We start from the raw sequence: 16,738 nt of genomic DNA on the forward strand, positions 1-16,738 counted from the left end.
GCGTGACTGCACATCCCCGAAACTCCGACGGAGAGGGACACGACACGCCATGGCCATCGAATTCCAACCCGAGGTGATGCCGCATCTCACGGTGAGCGACGCCGCCGCCGCCATCGACTTCTACGTCCGCGCGTTCGGCGCCGAGGAACTCGGCCGGGTGCCGGGGCCGGACGGCAAGAAGCTCTACCACGCGGCGGTGCGCATCAACGGCGCCACGGTCATGTTGCAGGACGACTATCCGGAGATGACCGGCGGCAGATCCATGACCCCGGAGGCGCTGGGCGGCTCCCCGGTCACCATCCATCTGGTGGTCACCGACATCGACGCCAGATTCCAGCGGGCGGTGGACGCCGGTGCGACGGTCGTCATGAACCTCGAGGACGCGTTCTGGGGCGACCGTTACGGTGTGCTACGCGATCCGTTCGGCCACATGTGGTCGATGGGTCAGCCGGTGCGGGAGGTGAGCGCCGAGGAGATCGCCGCCGCCGTCAGACAACACCGGTGAGCGGCTGTCGCAGCGCGGCCAGCAACCGCTGACGCAGGGGCGGTGCCGGGGCGGTTCGCGCCACCGCCAGCATCTGGTCGGTGCCGGTGAACTTGACCCGGGGCCGCTCCTGCCCACCGCGATCGATCTCGGCGGCATCGATGGCCCGCCAGCCCGCAGCCGTCACCAGATCGGGCCGGCGGCTGCGCACCAGCTTGTCCAGCGCGGACGGCCGGTGAATCGGTTCGGTGAGCAGGCCGGCGTTGTAATCGTCGACCAGCTTGTGCACGGTCTCGGCGGCACACGACTTGTTGGTGCCGATGAAGCCGGTCGGGCCGCGTTTGATCCAGCCGGCGACGTAGCTGCCCGGGACCGGCCGGCCGGTCGCCGGATCGACCACCCGACCGCCGTCGTTGGGCACCACCGCGGCGGTGTCGTCGAACGGCAGATCGCGGATCGGCCGGCCGCGGTACCCGATCGAGGTCAGCACCAGCCCGGCGTCGAGGCGGCACACCTCGTCGGTGCCGGTGCGGACGAACTCGATACCGGCGGCCCTGTCGGCGGCCGGGGCACCGGCACGCAGGATGGCCCGCGGGGTCAGCTGATAGGCGAACCGGATGCGGGGCCGGGTGATCGGCGCCGCGGCGTCCGGCAGCTTGGCCAGGATCTCGAGCTTGTTGCGGGTCAGCGAATCGGTGGTGCGGGCCAGATCCCGGTCGACCAGTTCGTGGTCGCGGGCGTCGAGCACCACGTCCGCGGTCGCGGTGAGACCGATGAGCTCGGGCAACGTGAAAGCCGAATCGGCCGGACCGCGCCGGGCGGCGATCACCACCTCGCGCACCCGGGACGACCGCAACGCGGCCAGCGCGTGATCGGCGATGTCGGTGCGGGCCAGCTCATCCGGATCGGCGGTCAGGATCCGCGCCACGTCCAGCGCGACGTTGCCGTTGCCGACGATGACCACCCGGTCGCCGCTGAGATCCACCGGCAGGTCGGCGAAGTCGGGATGCCCGTTGTACCAGGCCACCACCTCGGTGGCGGTGCCGGTGCCCGGCAGACCCATCCCGTCGATGTCGAGCCGGCGGTCGTTGGGCGCCCCGACGGCGTACAGCACGGCGTGATGGTGCGCGAGCAGCTCGGCGTGGCTGAGATGGGTGCCGACCTCGACGTTGAGGTAGAACTCGAAGCCGGGCTGCTGCGCGATCTTGTCGAACAGGTCGGTGACGCCCTTGGTCTTCTGATGGTCCGGCGCCACCCCGGCCCGCACCAGCCCGTACGGGGTGGGCAGCCGCTCGAACACGTTGACCAGGACGTCGTCCTGGGTGAGCAGTTCGTCGGCGGCGTACATCGCGGCCGGCCCCGATCCGACGATCGCGACCCGCAGCGGCCCGCCGCGCCGTTCGATGCGTGGCGCCGGGATCACCGGGGCCAGCTTCGAGGTGGGCGGCAGCTTCTCATCGGGATCGCGCGGTGGATAGAAGGCCGCGTTGAGCTCGATGAACGGCCGCTGGGTCGCGTCGAGCCGGTGGTCGGGCGCGATCGCCCCCACCGGGCAGGCGGTGACGCAGGCGCCGCAGTCCACGCACGCCACCGGATCGATGTAGAGCATCTCGGTGGTGGCGAAGCCCGGTTCGTCCGGGGTCGGATGGATGCAGTTCACCGGGCACGCGTACACACAGGACGCGTCGCTGCAGCACGACTGCGTGATCACATGGGGCACGGAAGGACTCCGGTCGTTCGGCCGTACTCGGCTGCGTTACGCGGCGGCCGCCACGACATGGCGGCGCTGCGGTTCGCTGCGGTAGCGGCTGGGCGGGCCGTCGATCTTGCACAGCCGCCAGATGAGCCTGGCGACCGGGTTCATCAGGCCGGTGTCGTAACACAGCGCGCGGACGTCGGCGAACATGTCGCGCAGCATCTGCCTCGACTCCGGCGCCCGGAAGAACAGTTCCCTGCGGACCTCGCGCGGGATGTCGAACTCCTTGAAGAAGCTGCGCGGCGGCACGAGGATCGCCTGGCACAGGATCCGCATGATCAGCGGCACGTTCAGCGACAGCCAGAACCGCTGCCGCCGGTTCAGCCGCGGCAGCCGCTTGCGCAGGAACTCGTGCGCGAACGAGATGTGCCGGGCCTCCTCGGCGACGTGGATCGCCATCACCCGTTCCATGATCGGATGCAGTTCCTTGCCCTCGCGCAGCACGTTCTTCTGGGTGTGGTCGATGGGCTCCTCACCGGCGAGCACCCCGAAGAAGAACGGCACCGGCAGCGGACCGGCCACCTGCGGGATGAACGGCGCCAGCCAGCGCAGCACCCGCGGCATACCGGGCACGTCCGCACCGATCCGGTTCACCATCTCCTGGAACATCAGGGTGTGGTTGCACTCTTCGATCGTCTCGTGCAGGCAGTACCGGTACTCCGGGGAGCCGTTGGGCACCCAGAACGCGTAGTTCGTCAGACCACGGATCAGGATGAGCTCGAACTGCAGGCCCACCTTGGCGACGTTGGCCTGCCGCCACATCCCGATCTCGATCTGCTTCTTCACCGGCTGCGCCTGGTACCACGGATGGCGGCCCAACGGGTCGGTCGCGGGCAGGATCCAGCGCTCGTCGTCGGGTGTGACGGCGAACTCGGGAGCATCCCAGTCGATGTCGATGTAGGGGTTGAAGTTCCGACGCACTGACCCTTCCGACAGCGTGTTCAGCATGTCGACGTACTGCGCGTCGTCGGTGACCTCCATGCTGCGGCGCCAGCGCCTCACCATCCGAGTGCGAGCCATGGGGAGCCTCCTTGTGAGGTTTACATCTAGCGGCTTAATGTCGAACGGTACCGCAGGTATCGCATAAATTCCATACCCGGATTCCCGGCCCGCCAAAACCGCACTTCGGCGGCGGTTACCGCGACGGGCCACCGGATCACTACCCTTGTCCCCATGGCTGAACTCAAGATCCCCGCCGATCTCAAACCCAGTGACGGTCGGTTCGGATCCGGGCCGTCGAAAGTCCGGCCCGAACAACTCAAGGCACTGACCGCGGCGGGCGATCTGTTCGGCACCTCGCACCGCCAGGCGCCGGTGAAGAACCTGGTCGGCCGGGTCCGCGACGGCATCCGGGAACTGTTCTCGCTGCCCGACGGCTATGAGGTGGTCCTCGGCAACGGCGGCACCACCGCGTTCTGGGACGCCGCCGCGTTCGGGCTGATCGACAAGCGGTCGCTGCACCTCACCTACGGCGAGTTCAGCTCGAAGTTCGCCAACGCGGTGGCCAAGAACCCGTTCATCGGCGATCCGGTGATCATCAAGGCCGATCCGGGCAGCGCCCCGCAACCTCAATCCGACCCGTCCGTCGACGCGATCGCCTGGGCCCACAACGAGACGTCCACCGGCGTCGCGGTGCCGGTCTGCCGGCCCGAGGGCTCCGGTGACGCGCTGATCCTGATCGACGCCACCTCGGCGGCCGGCGGACTGCCGGTGACCATCGCCGACGCCGACGCCTACTACTTCGCGCCGCAGAAGAACTTCGCCGGCGACGGTGGCCTGTGGCTGGCCGTGCTGTCGCCGGCCGCGTTGGCCCGCATCGACGCCATCGCCGGATCCGGGCGCTGGGTGCCCGACTTCCTGTCGCTGCCGACCGCGGTGGACAACAGTTTGAAGAACCAGACCTACAACACCCCGGCCATCGGCACCCTGGTGCTGCTGGCCGAGCAGCTGGACTGGATGCTCGGCAACGGCGGTCTGGACTGGGCCGTGGCGCGCACCGCCGACTCCGCCCGCCGGCTGTACTCCTGGGCCGAGGCCTCCGAGTACGCCACCCCGTTCGTCACCGACCCGGCGCTGCGCTCCCAGGTCGTCGGCACCATCGACTTCAACGACGACGTCGACGCCGCCGCGGTCGCCAAAGTGTTGCGGGCCAACGGCATCGTCGACACCGAGCCCTACCGCAAGCTCGGCCGCAACCAGTTGCGGATCGCGATGTTCACCGCCATCGAACCCGACGACATCAGCGCGTTGACGCAGTGCATCGACTGGGTGGTGGAACGGCTCTGACCGGTGCTCAGCGTGTCAGCACGGTAACGAGGCGATAACACACTAGGGTGGCCGGTTAAGGCCCGGTACCCGCCGCCAGGTGTTCGCAGGACACCGCCGGGGCACCGCGACGAGACCGGGTCCGGAGGAGGTCGGTATGCGAGAGCTCAAGGTCGTCGGACTCGACGTCGACGGCAAGCGCATCATCTGCGAGACCGAGGACTCCGGCGAGAAGTTCGTCCTGCACGCCGACGACCGGTTGCGTGCCGCCGTACGTGGGGACCGAACCGTTTCGAACCAAACCCAGATCGATGTCGAGGTCTCAACGGTGCTGCGTCCCAAAGATATTCAGTCCAGGATCCGCGCGGGCGCATCGGTCGACGAGGTCGCGGCCGCTGCCGGGGTGGACCGCGAACGGGTGGAGCGGTTCGCGCACCCGGTGCTGCTGGAACGGGCCCGGGCCGCCGAGCTCGCGACCGCGGCGCATCCGGTGCTCGCCGACGGGCCGGCTGTGCTGACCCTGCTGGAGATGGTGACCAGCGCGCTGATCTCCCGCGGCCTCGACCCGCACGCCACCAGCTGGGACGCCTGGCGCAACGAGGACGGCCGCTGGACGGTGCAGCTGTCCTGGAAGGCCGGGCGCTCCGACAACGTGGCGCATTTCCGGTACGTGCCCGGGGCGCACGGCGGCACCGTGACCGCGTGCGACGACGCGGCGCGCGAACTGATCGACCCGGACTTCACCCGGCAACCGCTGCGGCCCGTCGCACCGCTGCCCGAGCTCGAATTCGAGGAGAAGCCGGCCCCCGCACCGGCCCCGGATCAGGCCCCGGACGCCGCCGAGCCCGCCCCGGCCGCCGAACCGGCCCCACGGCGGCGGACTCGCAAGGCCAAGTCCCGCCCGACGGTGCCGGCCTGGGAGGACGTCCTGCTCGGGGTGCGGTCCAGCGCCGAACGCTGAGACCCGCGGGCCCGGCCCCGGTCAGATCAGCACGGCGGCCAACGCCAACCATCCGGTGGCCACCCCCGCCCCGGCGCCCAGCGCGAACCACCGCCACACCGGCCGACTGCGCCATTCCCACACCGAGGGTGCCAGCCCGCCCACCGCGACCAGGTTCAGTCCGATCGTCAACAGCGGATGGATCCGGCTCAAACCGATCCCGAGCACGACGACCGCGGCGGCGATCACCGCCGCGACGAATGCGGCGACGGTCAGCCCCAACGCCCACGGGGTGGCCTCGTCGTCACCGGACTCCACGCCTCGAATCTATCCGCTCGGCCTGGACCGCTCGTAGAACGCCAGCGCGGCGGCGGTGGCCACGTTGAGCGAATCGGTGCCCCGCGACATCGGGATGCGCACCCGCACATCGGCGGCCCGCATGGTCGACTCCGCCAGCCCGGGTCCCTCGGCCCCGACGAGTACAGCCACCTTCTGCGCGGCCAGCCGCGGCATCACCGCCGCCAGCGTCTCCGCCTTCGGGTTCGGCGTCATCGCGAGTAGCTGAAAACCGTTGTCGCGCAGCAATCGCAGATCGGCCGGCCAGTGACGCGCCCGCGCGTACGGCACCAGCAGCGCATGCCCCATCGACACCCGCACCGCCCGCCGGTACAGCGGGTCGGCGCAGCCGCTGCCGAAGATCACCGCGTCGACCCCGAGGCCGGCGGCGTTGCGAAAGATCGAGCCGAGGTTCTCGTGGTCGTTGACGCCCTCGAGCACCGCGACGGTGCGGGCCCCGTCGAGCACCTGCGGCACCGTGAGTTCCGTCGGCCGCGCCGCCGAGGCGAGCACCCCGCGATTCAGGTGGAATCCCACCACCTCGGCCATCACCTCGGCGTCGGCCCGGTAGAACGGGGCGTCGACGGCGGCGAGGTCGGCACGCAGCTCGGTGAGCCGCCGATCCGTGCCGAGAAACGCACGCGGCGTGAACCGCGACGCCAGCATCCGCTGCACCACCAACACACCCTCGGCGATCACCAGCCCCTTGCCGCCGGGCAGATCCGGGCGCCGGTCCACACTGTTGAGGTCGCGGAAGTCGTCGACCCGCGGGTCGGCCGGATCGGTGATGTCAGTGACGTCGGGGCCGTCAGTGACGTCGGGGCCGTCGGGGTCGTCGGGGTTCGGGCCGCTGAGCGTGTGCACTCTTGAAACGGTAAGACCTCAAGCGGATTCGTCGACGAGCACCGCCATCAGTTCGGCGGCCTGCGTCAACGTCTCCCGTTGCGCCGCGTCCAACCCGGCCAGGCGCTTCATCAGCCACTCCTGACTGGTGCTGCGGTGCGCCTCGACCAGGCGCCGGCCCGCGGCCGACACCGCGATCAGCACCTGCCGGCCGTCGACCGGATGTGCGTCGCGGGCCACCAGACCGAGTTCGAGCAACGACGACACCACCCGCGTCATCGACGGCGGACGGACCCGCTCCCGCGCCGCCAGCGCACCCGGCGTCATCGCACCCTCTTTGACCAACGTCGACAAGGCCGACAACTGCGCCAGCGAAAGCTCAGACTCCGCCCCGCGGGCCCGCAGCTGGCGCGCCAACCGCACGACAGCGAAAGACAATTCGCTGGCCAGCCGGGCTTCCGAGTCGTCCACATCGCAAGAATAGCCAGCATCACGCCGCCAATACCCGCAAACGAATCAACTGCTGCCCGGCCCCGTCGGCGCAGCGGCGGGGTTCACGCTAGATTGACGATGATGGCCACCGAGACCCCCGCCGATACCGCACCCCGGCCCCCCGCGGCCCCTCCGCTGCCGCGGATCCTGCTGCAGCCGTGGCCGGTGATCACCGTGATCACGGTAGGTTGGCTCGTCGCGGCGCTGCTCGCCTTCACCGTGGACAGCCTGCACACCTGGCGCCCGTACACCGTCGCCGGGCTGGCGGTGGGGGCTCTTGGCACGCTGATCTATGTATGGCAACGTCACGCCGTACGCCGGGGCGCGCGCGGCGCCCAGGACGGACTGCTTTGACGAAACCCCCGGACCGACAAGACATCACCCCAGACGACACCCAGGACGAGAGGAAGCGCCATGGCGGCACCGCTGTTGCAGGCAGAGATCGAGATCAACGCACCGGTTTCCCGCGTGTGGGAGCTGGTCTCCGACCTGAGCCGGATGCCGCAGTGGAGTCCGCAGTGCCGGCGGATGCGGGTGCTCGGTCAGCTGCGGCCCGGCGCCCGCACCATCAACCTCAACCGCCGCGGGCTGATGGTGTGGCCCACCACATGCACCATCACCGAGGTGATCCCGGAGAAGAAGCTGGCGTTCCGGGTCAACGAGAACAACACGGTGTGGAGCTACGAACTGGAGCCCACCGAGTCGGGCGGCACCCGTCTCATCGAGAGCCGGCACGCCGAGAACGGGGTCAAGCCGATCTCGAACTTCCTGGTGAACCGGTTCATGGGCGGCGTCCCGAACTTCGAGCAGGAGTTGCTCGACGGGATGAACGCCTCACTGGCCCGGATCAAGGCCGCCGCCGAGAGCTGACCGAACCGTCAGGTCTGCTCCACCGATTCGGTGATCTCGATCAGACCGTCGTCATACGGTTCGTACAACGGTGAACCCGTACCCGGCGGGCGTGGGGTGTCCGAGTGGGCGCCGCAACCGTACTCGGCGTCCACCACCCGGCCGTCGGCGGAGAACTCGTTGGCGCACACCCCGAACATCCGGCCCATCACCCCCGCCAGCGGCAGATAGAAACCACAGTCCCGGCAGACCCGGCGGGTGGCCCGGGCCATCGCGGAATGCGGGCCGTACTCGCCGGAATGCCAGCGTCGGGCGGCCTCGGCACGCCCGAACTCGCTGAGCACCCACCGCCGACCGAGGCCGAGCTCGAGGGCGACCTCGTCGATCGCCGGATCGCCGGTGGCGACGTGACCGGGCACCAGGCGAGGGTCGTCGACCGCGGGGGCGAGCAGATCACCCGGACCCAGATCACCCGGCCGGATCCGTTCCTGCCACGGCACCCACTTCGGCGCGACCAGCGCCGTCGGACCGGGCACCAGCACCACCTCGCTGATGGTGGCCTGATCGGTGCCCGGATATCCGGCGACCACCACGGCCCACTGCCACCCGCGGTAGCCGGGCAGTTTCGCCAGGAAACGGTGGGTGGCGGCGGTGGAGTCCTCCAGCGCGGCGCCGAGGTAGTCGCCCACGGTGTCCGCACCGCTGAACTCGACGACCGCTGCGCGGGCTTGCTCGACGGCGCCCAGCAACAACTCCTCGAGCTCGGCGACTCGCGGGTCCGCCACCTCGGCGCCCGGGTTCTCGGGCACCGCCGATTCGGGCCCCGCCTCGTCGGGCCCCGCCGTTTCGGTCACGCTGTCCATCGTCACCCATCCTGCCCGAGTGCGGGCCGTGATAGCCACACCGGTCGCCTACAACCGGCCGTCGTGATGATAGGGAACAATTGTCGGTGTGACCGGACCGCGCCGTGACCCGCGCAGCCCGGCGGGCCGCCGTGACCCCCGGTACTACCCGCCGCGGCCGGCCGGCGACCCCTCGAACGCCCGCGCCGGGTCTGATCGCGGCGCCCGCGCCGGGTCTGATCGCGGCGCCCGCGCCGGGTCTGATCGCGGCGCCCGCGCCGGGTCTGATCGCGGCGCCCGCGCCGGTGAGCACCCCGGGATGGCGAACTACCCCAGTGACGACCCCGCCCCGCGGCGACCGGGACGGCCCAAGGCCCCGCCCAGCGCCAACCGCTGGCTACCGCCACTGGACGAGGACCGCCCCACCTTCGACCGCGGGGCCGGCGAACCACCGCCGCGCGGATACCGGTCCACCGGCCGCCCGCGGTCCGATGAGCGGATCACGGTGACCCGCGCCGCCGCGCAGCGCAGCCGCGAGATGGGTTCGCGAATGTACGGCCTGGTGCACCGCGCGGCCACCGCCGACGGTGCCGACAAGTCCGGGCTGACCGCGTTGACGTGGCCGGTGGTGGCGAACTTCGCCGTCGACGCCGCCATGGCGGTGGCGTTGGCCAACACGTTGTTCTTCGCCGCGGCCACCGGGGAGAGCAAGGCCCGCGTCGCGCTGTACCTGTTGATCACGATCGCGCCGTTCGCGGTGATCGCCCCGCTGATCGGGCCGGCGCTGGACCGGCTGCAACACGGCCGGCGGGTGGCGCTGGCCACGTCGTTCGGGTTGCGCACCGCGCTGGTGGTGGTGCTGATCGCCAACTACGACGGCGCCACCGGCAGTTTTCCGTCCTGGGTGCTCTACCCCTGTGCGCTGGCGATGATGGTGCTGTCCAAATCGTTCTCGGTGCTGCGCAGCGCGATGACCCCGCGGGTGCTGCCGCCCACCATCGATCTGGTGCGGGTGAACTCGCGGTTGACGATGTTCGGCCTGCTCGGCGGGACGATGCTCGGCGGGGCGGTCGCCGCGGCGGCCGAGTACGTGTTCAACCTGTTCGAACTGCCCGGCGCGCTGTATGTGATCGTCGCGGTCTCGCTGGCCGGCGCGGTGCTGTCCATGCGGATCCCCCGATGGGTGGAGGTCACCGAAGGCGAGGTGCCCGCCACCCTCACCTACCACGGGGATCTGCGGCGGCATCCCGACCAGCGGCGGCACTCGGGTGCCGCGCGGCAGCCGATGGGCCGCAACACCATCACCGCGCTGTGGGGGAACTGCACGATCAAGCTGATGGTCGGGTTCCTGTTCCTGTACCCGGCGTTCGTCGCGAAGTCCCATGAGGCCACCGGCCTGGAACAGCTGATGATCCTGGGGTTGATCGGGGCGGCCGCCGCGGTGGGCAACTTCATCGGCAACTTCACCGCCGCCCGGCTCGAACTCGGCCACCCGGCGCAGCTGGTGGTGCGGGCCGCGATCGCGGTGACCATCGGCGCGCTGGCCACCGCGGTGACCGGCGAGCTGCTGGTGGCCGCGCTGGCGACCTTGATCACCTCCGGCGCCTCGGCGATCGCCAAGGCGTCGCTGGACGCATCCCTGCAGGACGACCTGCCCGAGCAGTCGCGCGCGTCGGCGTTCGGCCGGTCGGAGTCGCTGCTGCAGTTGGCGTGGGTGGCCGGCGGGGCGACCGGCGTGCTGGTCTACACCGAGCTGTGGATAGGGTTCACCACGATCAGCGCGATCCTGATCCTGGGCCTGGCCCAGACCATCGTCAGCTATCGCGGTGATTCGTTGATCCCGGGCTTCGGCGGCAACCGTCCGGTACTGGCCGAGCCGGAGGGACGAAACGACCACCCGGCCTTCACGCCGCGGTGAACGCTGAGCTCGAAGTGAGACGGGTGCGATGAAACGAGGGTTGGCCATGCTGGCCGCGGTGGCGGTGCTCGCCGCCGTCGGCACCGGGCTGTTGATCACGAGGCTCTCCGCGCAGCAGGACCACCAGCTTCCTCGGATCAGCGTGTACAGCGCCGGCCACCTGATCCGCGTCGGGCCGTTCCAGTACTGCCCGGTACTCGATCTGGACAACTGCGAGCTATCCGGCGAGCAGGGCGAACTGCCGGTCAATGAACGCGATGTGGTGCAGCTGTCGGTGCCCGGCGCGATCGCCGGCGGGCCGTGGCGGCTGCTGCGGGTCTACGAGGATCCGATCGACACCACGGTCAGCCACTACCGCCCCGACACCCGCTTCGCGGAGACCATCGAGACGGTGGATCCGCACCGCGGCCGCCTCACCGGTATCGCGGTGCAGTTGATGACGTTAGTGCAGGACGAGAACGGTGAGTTGTTCGACGTGCCCCATGCCGAGTGGTCAGTGGCCACGGTCTGGCCAGATTAGACACGGCCACGGTCTGGCCAGATTAGACACGGCCACGGTCTGGCCAGATTAGACACGGCCACGGTCTGGCCAGATTAGACACGGCCACGGTCTGGCCGGATTAGGCACGGCCACGGTCGGGTCGAGTGTCGGCTTATGGCACGCTCCACCGCCTCGGCGCGTGTCATCACCCCACGCTCGGCGGCGAGAGCGGGTTGTGCCCGGCGGGCACCCGCTCGCCGTCGGGTGTCGGCCCGGGTGGGGTGCCGTCGCCGAACGGTCTGCCGCCCAACTCCTCCCGGCCGTGCGCGGTGAGCCAGTTGGCCAGATCCGGCCCCTTGGGCACCACCCGGGTCGGGTTGATGTCGGTGTGCACGATGTAGTAGTGCTGCTTGATCTGCACGAAGTCGACGGTGTCGCCGAAGCCCGGGGTCTGGAACAGATCACGGGCATAAGCCCACAGCACCGGCATCTCGGTGAGCTTGCTGCGGTTGCACTTGAAATGCCCGTGATAGACCGGGTCGAACCGGACCAGCGTGGTGAACAACCGCACGTCGGCCTCGGTGATGGTGTCGCCGACCAGGTAACGCCGGCCACTCAGCCGGTCGGACAGCCAGTCCAACGCGGTGAACAGCCGGTCGTAGGCGTCCTCGTAAGCCCGTTGTGACCCGGCGAATCCGCACCGGTACACCCCGTTGTTGACCTCGGTGTAGATGCGCTGCGCGACCTCGTCGATCTCGTCGCGCAACGGTTCGGGGTACAGCTGCGGGGCGCCGTCGCGGTGGTACCGCGTCCACTCGGTGGAGAAGTCCAGGGTCATCTGGGCGAAGTCGTTGGTGACGACCTCGCCGGTGGACTCCTCGACGATCGCGGGCACGGTGATGCCCTTGTCGTAGTCGGGGAACCGTTTCAGGTAGGCGTCGCGCAGCCGGGGAATCTTCAACACCGGGTCCACCCCGCCGGGATCCAGGTCGAAGGTCCAGCTGCGTTCGTCGTGGGTCGGGCCGCAGAAGCCGATCGAGATCGCGTCCTCCAGCCCCAGCAGCCGACGCACGATGATGGTGCGGTTCGCCCACGGGCACGCCCGCGCCACGATCAGCCGGTAGCGGCCCGGCTCCACCGGGTAGCCGTCGCGCCCGTCCGCGGTGATGCGGGTGGAGATGTAGTTGGTGTCACGCCTGAATTCGCCACCTTCGGACGTGCCGGCGACATAGGAGCCCACGCCCCCAGTGTTACCCATTCCGGCGGGTCACCACCGCGGTACGCCGAACAGCTCAGTGTTCGAGCTCGGCGGCGACGGCGCGCACCACCTCGGCGACCCGGCGAGCGGTCTTGCGGTCCGGGTAGCGGCCCTTGCGCAGGTCGGGCTGCACCGCGCTCTCCAGCAGGGTGATCATGTCCTCGATCAGCCCGTGCAGTTCGTCGGGGCTGTGTTTGCGCTCGGCGGCCGCGGCCTGCCGGCGGGCCCGGCTCAGGCTCGGCGGCGGATCGATGATCTGGACGCTCAGCGCCTGCGGTCCGCGGCGGCCCGTCGCGATGCCGAATTCGACCCGCTGACCGGATTTGAGGGTCTCGACCCCTTCGGGCAGCGCCGACGCCCGGACGTAGACGTCCTCCCCACCGTCGTCCTGGGACAGAAAGCCGAAGCCCTTCTCGGCGTCGTACCACTTAACCCTGCCGGTCGGCACTGGTCTCACCCGCTTGTCTGGTCGAACCCACTGACATCACAACGAAAGCGTCCCCCCCTGCGCTGGTCAGAGTCGCCGGGTCTGCCGGCTCCGGGACGCGTCGGGCTGAATCCTACTCGGCCGCCGATCCGGCGAGCACCTCAGATTCCGTCTGGCCGCTCACATCCCGGCCCCCGCAACCCGGCCCGGCCGGACGGGTTCTGGGTAGGCTTGACCCACCGCTGGAGGAGAGATGCGCCTGTTACTGAATGTCGTCTGGTTGATCTTCGGCGGTTTGTGGCTCGCGCTGGGGTATCTGCTGGCCTCGCTCATCTGCTTTCTGCTGATCGTCACGATCCCGTTCGGGTTCGCCGCGTTCCGGATCGGCATGTATGCGTTGTGGCCGTTCGGCCGCACCGTCGTCGACAAACCGGGGCCGCGGCCGGGCGCGCTGATCGGCAACATCATCTGGATCGTGCTGTTCGGCATCTGGCTGGTGCTCGAGCATCTGATCACCGCGGCGTTGATGGCGATCACGATCATCGGGATCCCGCTGGCGCTGGCGAATCTGAAGATGATCCCGATCTCCCTGATGCCGCTGGGTAAGGAGATCGTGCCGGTCGACGGTCTGCGCGCCGTCCCCGATCCCACCGGAGCCGCCGCATGACCGTGACCGCGCTGGGCCTTCCCGCTGTGCGACGGCCGTCGCCGCCATCGGCTCCGCCGGCGAGCGGACCGCTGGTCGACACCTTCGGCCGGGTGCACACCGACCTGCGCATCTCCCTGACCGACCGCTGCAATCTGCGCTGCACCTACTGCATGCCGGCGGAGGGGCTGGACTGGCTGCCGGGCGAGCATCTGCTGCGCCCCGATGAGCTCGCCCGGCTGCTGCACATCGCGGTGACCCGGCTGGGCATCACCAATGTGCGGTTCACCGGCGGCGAACCGCTGGTCGCCCGGCACCTCGAGGAGGTGGTGGCCGCCGCGGCGGCGGAACGTCCCCGACCCGAGATCGCGCTCACCACCAACGGCATCGGACTGGCCAAGCGCGCCCGACGGCTCAAGGACGCCGGACTGGACCGCGTCAACGTCTCGCTGGACACCGTCGACCCGGTGCGATTCGCCCGGATCACCCGCCGCGACCGGCTTGCCGATGTGCTCGCCGGTCTGGAGGCCGCCCGGGCCGCCGGGCTGACCCCGGTCAAGGTCAACGCGGTGCTGGACGCCGAAACCGGCCTCGACGATGCGGTGCAGCTGCTCAGGTTCTGTCTGGACCGCGGCTACCAGTTGCGGATCATCGAACAGATGCCGCTGGACGCCGGGCATCAGTGGCGGCGTGACCAGACCCTGAGCGCCGATGAGGTGCTGGCCGCGTTGCAGCGTGAATTCCGGCTCAGCCCCGATCCCACCCCGCGCGGGTCGGCGCCGGCGCAGCTGTGGCGGATCGACGGCACCGGCGCCACCGTCGGGATCATCGCCACGGTGTCGCATGCGTTCTGCTCAGCCTGTGACCGGACCCGGCTGACCGCCGACGGTCAGGTGCGCAACTGCCTGTTCGCCCAGCAGGAGACCGATCTGCGCGGGCTGTTGCGCAGCGGCGCCGACGACGACGCGGTGGAGGCCGCGTGGCGGGCGGCGATGTGGGCCAAGGCGGCCGGGCACGGCATCAACGATCCCGACTTCGTCCAACCCGCACGACCCATGAGCGCAATCGGAGGATGACGGTGGCGACACCCACCCAGCCAACGCAGACCCGCCCGGGACAACCGGTGGTCGAGCTGACCGTGCGGTACTTCGCGGCCGCCCGGGCCGCTGCCGGCGTCGACGAGCAGACGGTCCGGGTGCCGGCCGGCGCCACCGTGCAGGAGCTGGCCGACCAGCTGGCCCGCGGCAGCGCCGAACTGTCCCGGGTGCTGCCCCGCTGTTCCTATCTGTGTGACGGCGTCGCCGTGCGCGACACCGCGCAGCCGCTGCATCCCGGACAGACCGTCGACGTCCTGCCTCCGTTCGCCGGTGGTTAATCCGATGTCATCCCGACAAGATGGTGATTTACGTCACATAACGAGACGATAACGACGCCCTTATATCGCGCTGAGCTGCCTTTTTCTGCCCCAAAAGTGACTAAAGTCCTGCGGCTTTAGAGCTCCTTTAGGATTTGCCGGTCCCCGGAAACGCCGGGGCCGGCAAAAGGTGACGTCTCGCGCCTCAGCCGTTACGGTTCAACGCGGGTCAGGCGAGCCTGATCGGCTGGCCCACCTGGTTCGGTAGCGCCGAACTCCATCCGCCGGGCCAGGACACCGACAACAACCTGGATGGAGGCGGGGGACCCACCGGTCCACCCGAAGGGACCTGGGGCCGACCGGCCCCTAGGGGTGAAGCCGATACGACATCGGCCGGGTGACCTCTCCGACCCGAACCCGACAGCTGACCTCGAAGGCGCCCAAGAGAGGACCTACCGGATTCATGAGTGGACGGCACCGCAAGCCCACGACATCATCCGTAAACGTCGCGAAAATCGCTGTCACCGGGGCTGTGCTCGGCGGTGGCGGCCTGGCGATGGCCGGTCAGGCCGGTGCGGCCACCGACGCCGAATGGGATCAGGTCGCCCGTTGCGAGTCGGGCGGAAACTGGGCCATCAACACCGGTAACGGCTATCACGGGGGCCTGCAGTTCGCTCCCGGCACCTGGAGGGCCCACGGCGGCGGCGAGTTCGCGCCGTACGCCCACCTGGCCACCAAGGAGCAGCAGATCGCGATCGCCGAGCGGGTGCTGGCCAGCCAGGGCAAGGGGGCGTGGCCGACCTGCGGCAAGGTGCTGTCCGGCGCGACCCCGCGCAATGTGGTGAACGATCCCGCGCCGCAACCACTGGACGCGCCGCCGGTCAACGAGCTGGCGCCGCCTCCGCCGCCTGATCCGTTCGCCCCGCCGCCTCCCCCGCCGCCGGGCGATGTGCCGCCGCCGGCCGATGCACTGGCCGCCCCGGCACCCGAGGCGCCGTTGCCTCCGCCGCCGGGCGACGTGCCACCGCCGCCGCCCGCTGAACCGGCGATCGTCGAGGCGGGCTTCGCCGCCCCCGAGGCGCCCCCCGCTCCCCCGGCTCCCGAGGCTCCCCCGGCTCCCGAGGCCGCACCGGCCGAGGTGCCGCTGGCCCCACCCGCGGAGGTCGCGCCGGCCCCGGCCGAGAACGTCATCGTCGAGGCCAGCCTTCCGGCGCCCGAGGCTCCCCCTGCCGAGGTGCCGCCGGCCCCACCCGCGGAGGTCGCGCCGGCTCCGGCCGAGGAGACCATCGTCACCGCATCGAACTGGGAGTTCGCCGAGGGCCCGGTCAGCCAGGCCGAAGCCTGGTCGCTGCCCGGCGGCCCGGCACCGGCCCAGCCCGCGCCCGTCGCGCCGGAACCCGCTCCCGCCCCGGTGCCGGATCCGGTGGCGGCGCTCAACGCGGTCGACATCCCCGCCGAGGCATACGACCTTGCGAACCAGGCGGTGACCGAGGGCAAGCCGCCGCTGCCCGAGGGCATGCCGCATCTGCCCAGCCCGGACAATCTGCCGGACGGCTACACCGTGGATCCGACCGTGGTGGACCGGCAGAACCCGAACGTCACCTACCTGCGGGAGCTGTGGCACGCGATCCAGACCCAGGAGATCTCCGGGGCCGACGCCCTGCTGGCATTGACGCAGCGTCCGTTGACCACTCCGGACACCCCGGGTGGGCCCGGCCCGAACATGCCGGCGCCGCCGCCCACGCCCGCTGACGCGGCCCCGCCCGCCTGATCCGTCGCCGTCGGGGTGAACCCACAGCGACCGTGCAACCCGCGCGTCGACGATGCTGTCGGCGCGTCGACCGTGC

At 70.1% G+C, this 16,738-nt stretch carries 19 protein-coding genes and 1 riboswitch; of the genes, 11 read left to right on the forward strand and 8 right to left on the reverse strand.

The features are described 5' to 3' along the window. Positions 1-49: 49 nt before the first annotated feature. Positions 50-505: a VOC family protein gene (locus CKW28_RS19225; RefSeq protein ID WP_003925814.1), complete on the forward strand. Its 456-nt coding sequence runs from the start codon at positions 50-52 to the stop codon at positions 503-505. Here CKW28_RS19225 and CKW28_RS19230 read toward each other — a convergent pair. Further along, positions 489-2,204: an FAD-dependent oxidoreductase gene (locus CKW28_RS19230; RefSeq protein ID WP_040547033.1), complete on the reverse strand. Its 1,716-nt coding sequence runs from the start codon at positions 2,202-2,204 to the stop codon at positions 489-491. The genes CKW28_RS19225 and CKW28_RS19230 overlap by 17 nt on opposite strands. A 36-nt stretch (positions 2,205-2,240) precedes the next feature. Continuing rightward, a complete protein-coding gene (locus CKW28_RS19235; RefSeq protein WP_003925816.1) occupies positions 2,241-3,260 on the reverse strand; it encodes an AurF N-oxygenase family protein in 1,020 nt (339 codons plus the stop codon). Positions 3,261-3,413: 153 nt separating this feature from the next. On the opposite strand from CKW28_RS19235, the gene serC reads away from it, so the two are divergent. Both serC and sepH read left to right on the forward strand, forming a co-directional pair. Next, positions 3,414-4,526, forward strand: a complete 1,113-nt coding sequence (gene serC / locus CKW28_RS19240) for a phosphoserine transaminase (protein WP_003925817.1) — start codon at positions 3,414-3,416, stop codon at positions 4,524-4,526. A 136-nt stretch (positions 4,527-4,662) separates the two neighbouring features. Next, on the forward strand, positions 4,663-5,466 hold the full coding sequence (sepH, locus tag CKW28_RS19245; protein ID WP_003925818.1) for a septation protein SepH: 804 nt from the start codon (positions 4,663-4,665) through the stop codon (positions 5,464-5,466). A gap of 21 nt (positions 5,467-5,487) precedes the next feature. Here the strand turns inward: sepH and CKW28_RS19250 are convergent, their stop codons facing one another. The 3 genes from CKW28_RS19250 to CKW28_RS19260 form a co-directional block, all read right to left on the reverse strand. After that, positions 5,488-5,763 (reverse strand): DUF2537 domain-containing protein, encoded by a 276-nt coding sequence (locus tag CKW28_RS19250; protein ID WP_003925819.1) that lies wholly within the window; start codon positions 5,761-5,763, stop codon positions 5,488-5,490. 9 nt (positions 5,764-5,772) lie between these two features. Continuing rightward, the gene (locus CKW28_RS19255) at positions 5,773-6,570 is read right to left on the reverse strand and encodes a TrmH family RNA methyltransferase (protein ID WP_040547524.1); all 798 of its coding nucleotides are present in this window, start codon (positions 6,568-6,570) and stop codon (positions 5,773-5,775) included. 93 nt (positions 6,571-6,663) lie between these two features. Continuing rightward, on the reverse strand, positions 6,664-7,095 hold the full coding sequence (locus CKW28_RS19260; protein WP_003925821.1) for a MarR family winged helix-turn-helix transcriptional regulator: 432 nt from the start codon (positions 7,093-7,095) through the stop codon (positions 6,664-6,666). Positions 7,096-7,197: 102 nt separating this feature from the next. Between CKW28_RS19260 and CKW28_RS19265 the strand changes: the two genes are divergently transcribed. Together CKW28_RS19265 and CKW28_RS19270 are read left to right on the forward strand one after the other, a co-directional pair. Further along, positions 7,198-7,470, forward strand: a complete 273-nt coding sequence (locus tag CKW28_RS19265) for a DUF2530 domain-containing protein (RefSeq protein ID WP_003925822.1) — start codon at positions 7,198-7,200, stop codon at positions 7,468-7,470. A gap of 60 nt (positions 7,471-7,530) precedes the next feature. Then, complete coding sequence (locus tag CKW28_RS19270; RefSeq protein ID WP_003925823.1) at positions 7,531-7,986, forward strand: SRPBCC family protein; 456 nt, start codon at positions 7,531-7,533, stop codon at positions 7,984-7,986. Between the two features lie 8 nt (positions 7,987-7,994). Here CKW28_RS19270 and CKW28_RS19275 read toward each other — a convergent pair whose 3' ends face one another. Then, positions 7,995-8,828, reverse strand: a complete 834-nt coding sequence (locus tag CKW28_RS19275) for a DUF3027 domain-containing protein (RefSeq protein ID WP_003925824.1) — start codon at positions 8,826-8,828, stop codon at positions 7,995-7,997. 298 nt (positions 8,829-9,126) lie between these two features. On the opposite strand from CKW28_RS19275, the gene CKW28_RS19285 reads away from it, so the two are divergent. Both CKW28_RS19285 and CKW28_RS19290 read left to right on the forward strand, forming a co-directional pair. Then, complete coding sequence (locus CKW28_RS19285; protein WP_003926172.1) at positions 9,127-10,725, forward strand: MFS transporter; 1,599 nt, start codon at positions 9,127-9,129, stop codon at positions 10,723-10,725. Positions 10,726-10,753: 28 nt separating this feature from the next. Continuing rightward, positions 10,754-11,245, forward strand: a complete 492-nt coding sequence (locus tag CKW28_RS19290; RefSeq protein ID WP_040547138.1) for a DUF2771 domain-containing protein — start codon at positions 10,754-10,756, stop codon at positions 11,243-11,245. 166 nt (positions 11,246-11,411) lie between these two features. Here the strand turns inward: CKW28_RS19290 and CKW28_RS19295 are convergent, their stop codons facing one another. Both CKW28_RS19295 and CKW28_RS19300 read right to left on the reverse strand, forming a co-directional pair. Next, complete coding sequence (locus CKW28_RS19295) at positions 11,412-12,446, reverse strand: glutathione S-transferase family protein (protein ID WP_003926174.1); 1,035 nt, start codon at positions 12,444-12,446, stop codon at positions 11,412-11,414. A gap of 52 nt (positions 12,447-12,498) precedes the next feature. Beyond that, a complete protein-coding gene (locus CKW28_RS19300) occupies positions 12,499-12,912 on the reverse strand; it encodes a cold-shock protein (RefSeq protein ID WP_003926175.1) in 414 nt (137 codons plus the stop codon). 232 nt (positions 12,913-13,144) lie between these two features. Between CKW28_RS19300 and CKW28_RS19305 the strand changes: the two genes are divergently transcribed. The 4 genes from CKW28_RS19305 (at position 13,145) to CKW28_RS19320 (ending at position 16,662) form a co-directional block, all read left to right on the forward strand. Then, positions 13,145-13,558 (forward strand): YccF domain-containing protein, encoded by a 414-nt coding sequence (locus tag CKW28_RS19305; protein ID WP_003926176.1) that lies wholly within the window; start codon positions 13,145-13,147, stop codon positions 13,556-13,558. Then, positions 13,555-14,613, forward strand: a complete 1,059-nt coding sequence (gene moaA, locus CKW28_RS19310) for a GTP 3',8-cyclase MoaA (protein WP_003926177.1) — start codon at positions 13,555-13,557, stop codon at positions 14,611-14,613. Before CKW28_RS19305 ends, moaA begins: the two co-directional genes overlap by 4 nt. Next, positions 14,610-14,912, forward strand: coding sequence for a MoaD/ThiS family protein (locus CKW28_RS19315; RefSeq protein ID WP_050811985.1), 303 nt, complete (start codon positions 14,610-14,612; stop codon positions 14,910-14,912). The genes moaA and CKW28_RS19315 overlap by 4 nt, the downstream gene beginning before the upstream one ends. 238 nt (positions 14,913-15,150) lie before the next feature. After that, positions 15,151-15,345, forward strand: a riboswitch (cyclic di-AMP (ydaO/yuaA leader). A 9-nt stretch (positions 15,346-15,354) separates the two neighbouring features. Then, positions 15,355-16,662: a transglycosylase family protein gene (locus tag CKW28_RS19320; protein ID WP_040547142.1), complete on the forward strand. Its 1,308-nt coding sequence runs from the start codon at positions 15,355-15,357 to the stop codon at positions 16,660-16,662. Positions 16,663-16,738 lie beyond the last annotated feature (76 nt).

The organism is Mycolicibacterium thermoresistibile, assembly GCF_900187065.1.
Lineage (GTDB): Bacteria > Actinomycetota > Actinomycetes > Mycobacteriales > Mycobacteriaceae > Mycobacterium > Mycobacterium thermoresistibile.

What these genes read in the sequence shown, in the direction of transcription:
- serC (WP_003925817.1), top strand. Translation starts at nt 3,414, where the DNA reads ATGGCTGAACTCAAGATCCCCGCCGATCTCAAACCCAGTGACGGTCGG.
- CKW28_RS19265 (WP_003925822.1), top strand. Translation starts at nt 7,198, where the DNA reads ATGGCCACCGAGACCCCCGCCGATACCGCACCCCGGCCCCCCGCGGCC.
- CKW28_RS19320 (WP_040547142.1), top strand. Translation starts at nt 15,355, where the DNA reads ATGAGTGGACGGCACCGCAAGCCCACGACATCATCCGTAAACGTCGCG.
- CKW28_RS19315 (WP_050811985.1), top strand. Translation starts at nt 14,610, where the DNA reads ATGACGGTGGCGACACCCACCCAGCCAACGCAGACCCGCCCGGGACAA.
- CKW28_RS19275 (WP_003925824.1), bottom strand. Translation starts at nt 8,828, where the DNA reads ATGGACAGCGTGACCGAAACGGCGGGGCCCGACGAGGCGGGGCCCGAA.
- CKW28_RS19305 (WP_003926176.1), top strand. Translation starts at nt 13,145, where the DNA reads ATGCGCCTGTTACTGAATGTCGTCTGGTTGATCTTCGGCGGTTTGTGG.
- CKW28_RS19235 (WP_003925816.1), bottom strand. Translation starts at nt 3,260, where the DNA reads ATGGCTCGCACTCGGATGGTGAGGCGCTGGCGCCGCAGCATGGAGGTC.
- sepH (WP_003925818.1), top strand. Translation starts at nt 4,663, where the DNA reads ATGCGAGAGCTCAAGGTCGTCGGACTCGACGTCGACGGCAAGCGCATC.
- CKW28_RS19270 (WP_003925823.1), top strand. Translation starts at nt 7,531, where the DNA reads ATGGCGGCACCGCTGTTGCAGGCAGAGATCGAGATCAACGCACCGGTT.
- CKW28_RS19225 (WP_003925814.1), top strand. Translation starts at nt 50, where the DNA reads ATGGCCATCGAATTCCAACCCGAGGTGATGCCGCATCTCACGGTGAGC.
- CKW28_RS19290 (WP_040547138.1), top strand. Translation starts at nt 10,754, where the DNA reads ATGAAACGAGGGTTGGCCATGCTGGCCGCGGTGGCGGTGCTCGCCGCC.
- CKW28_RS19285 (WP_003926172.1), top strand. Translation starts at nt 9,127, where the DNA reads ATGGCGAACTACCCCAGTGACGACCCCGCCCCGCGGCGACCGGGACGG.
- moaA (WP_003926177.1), top strand. Translation starts at nt 13,555, where the DNA reads ATGACCGTGACCGCGCTGGGCCTTCCCGCTGTGCGACGGCCGTCGCCG.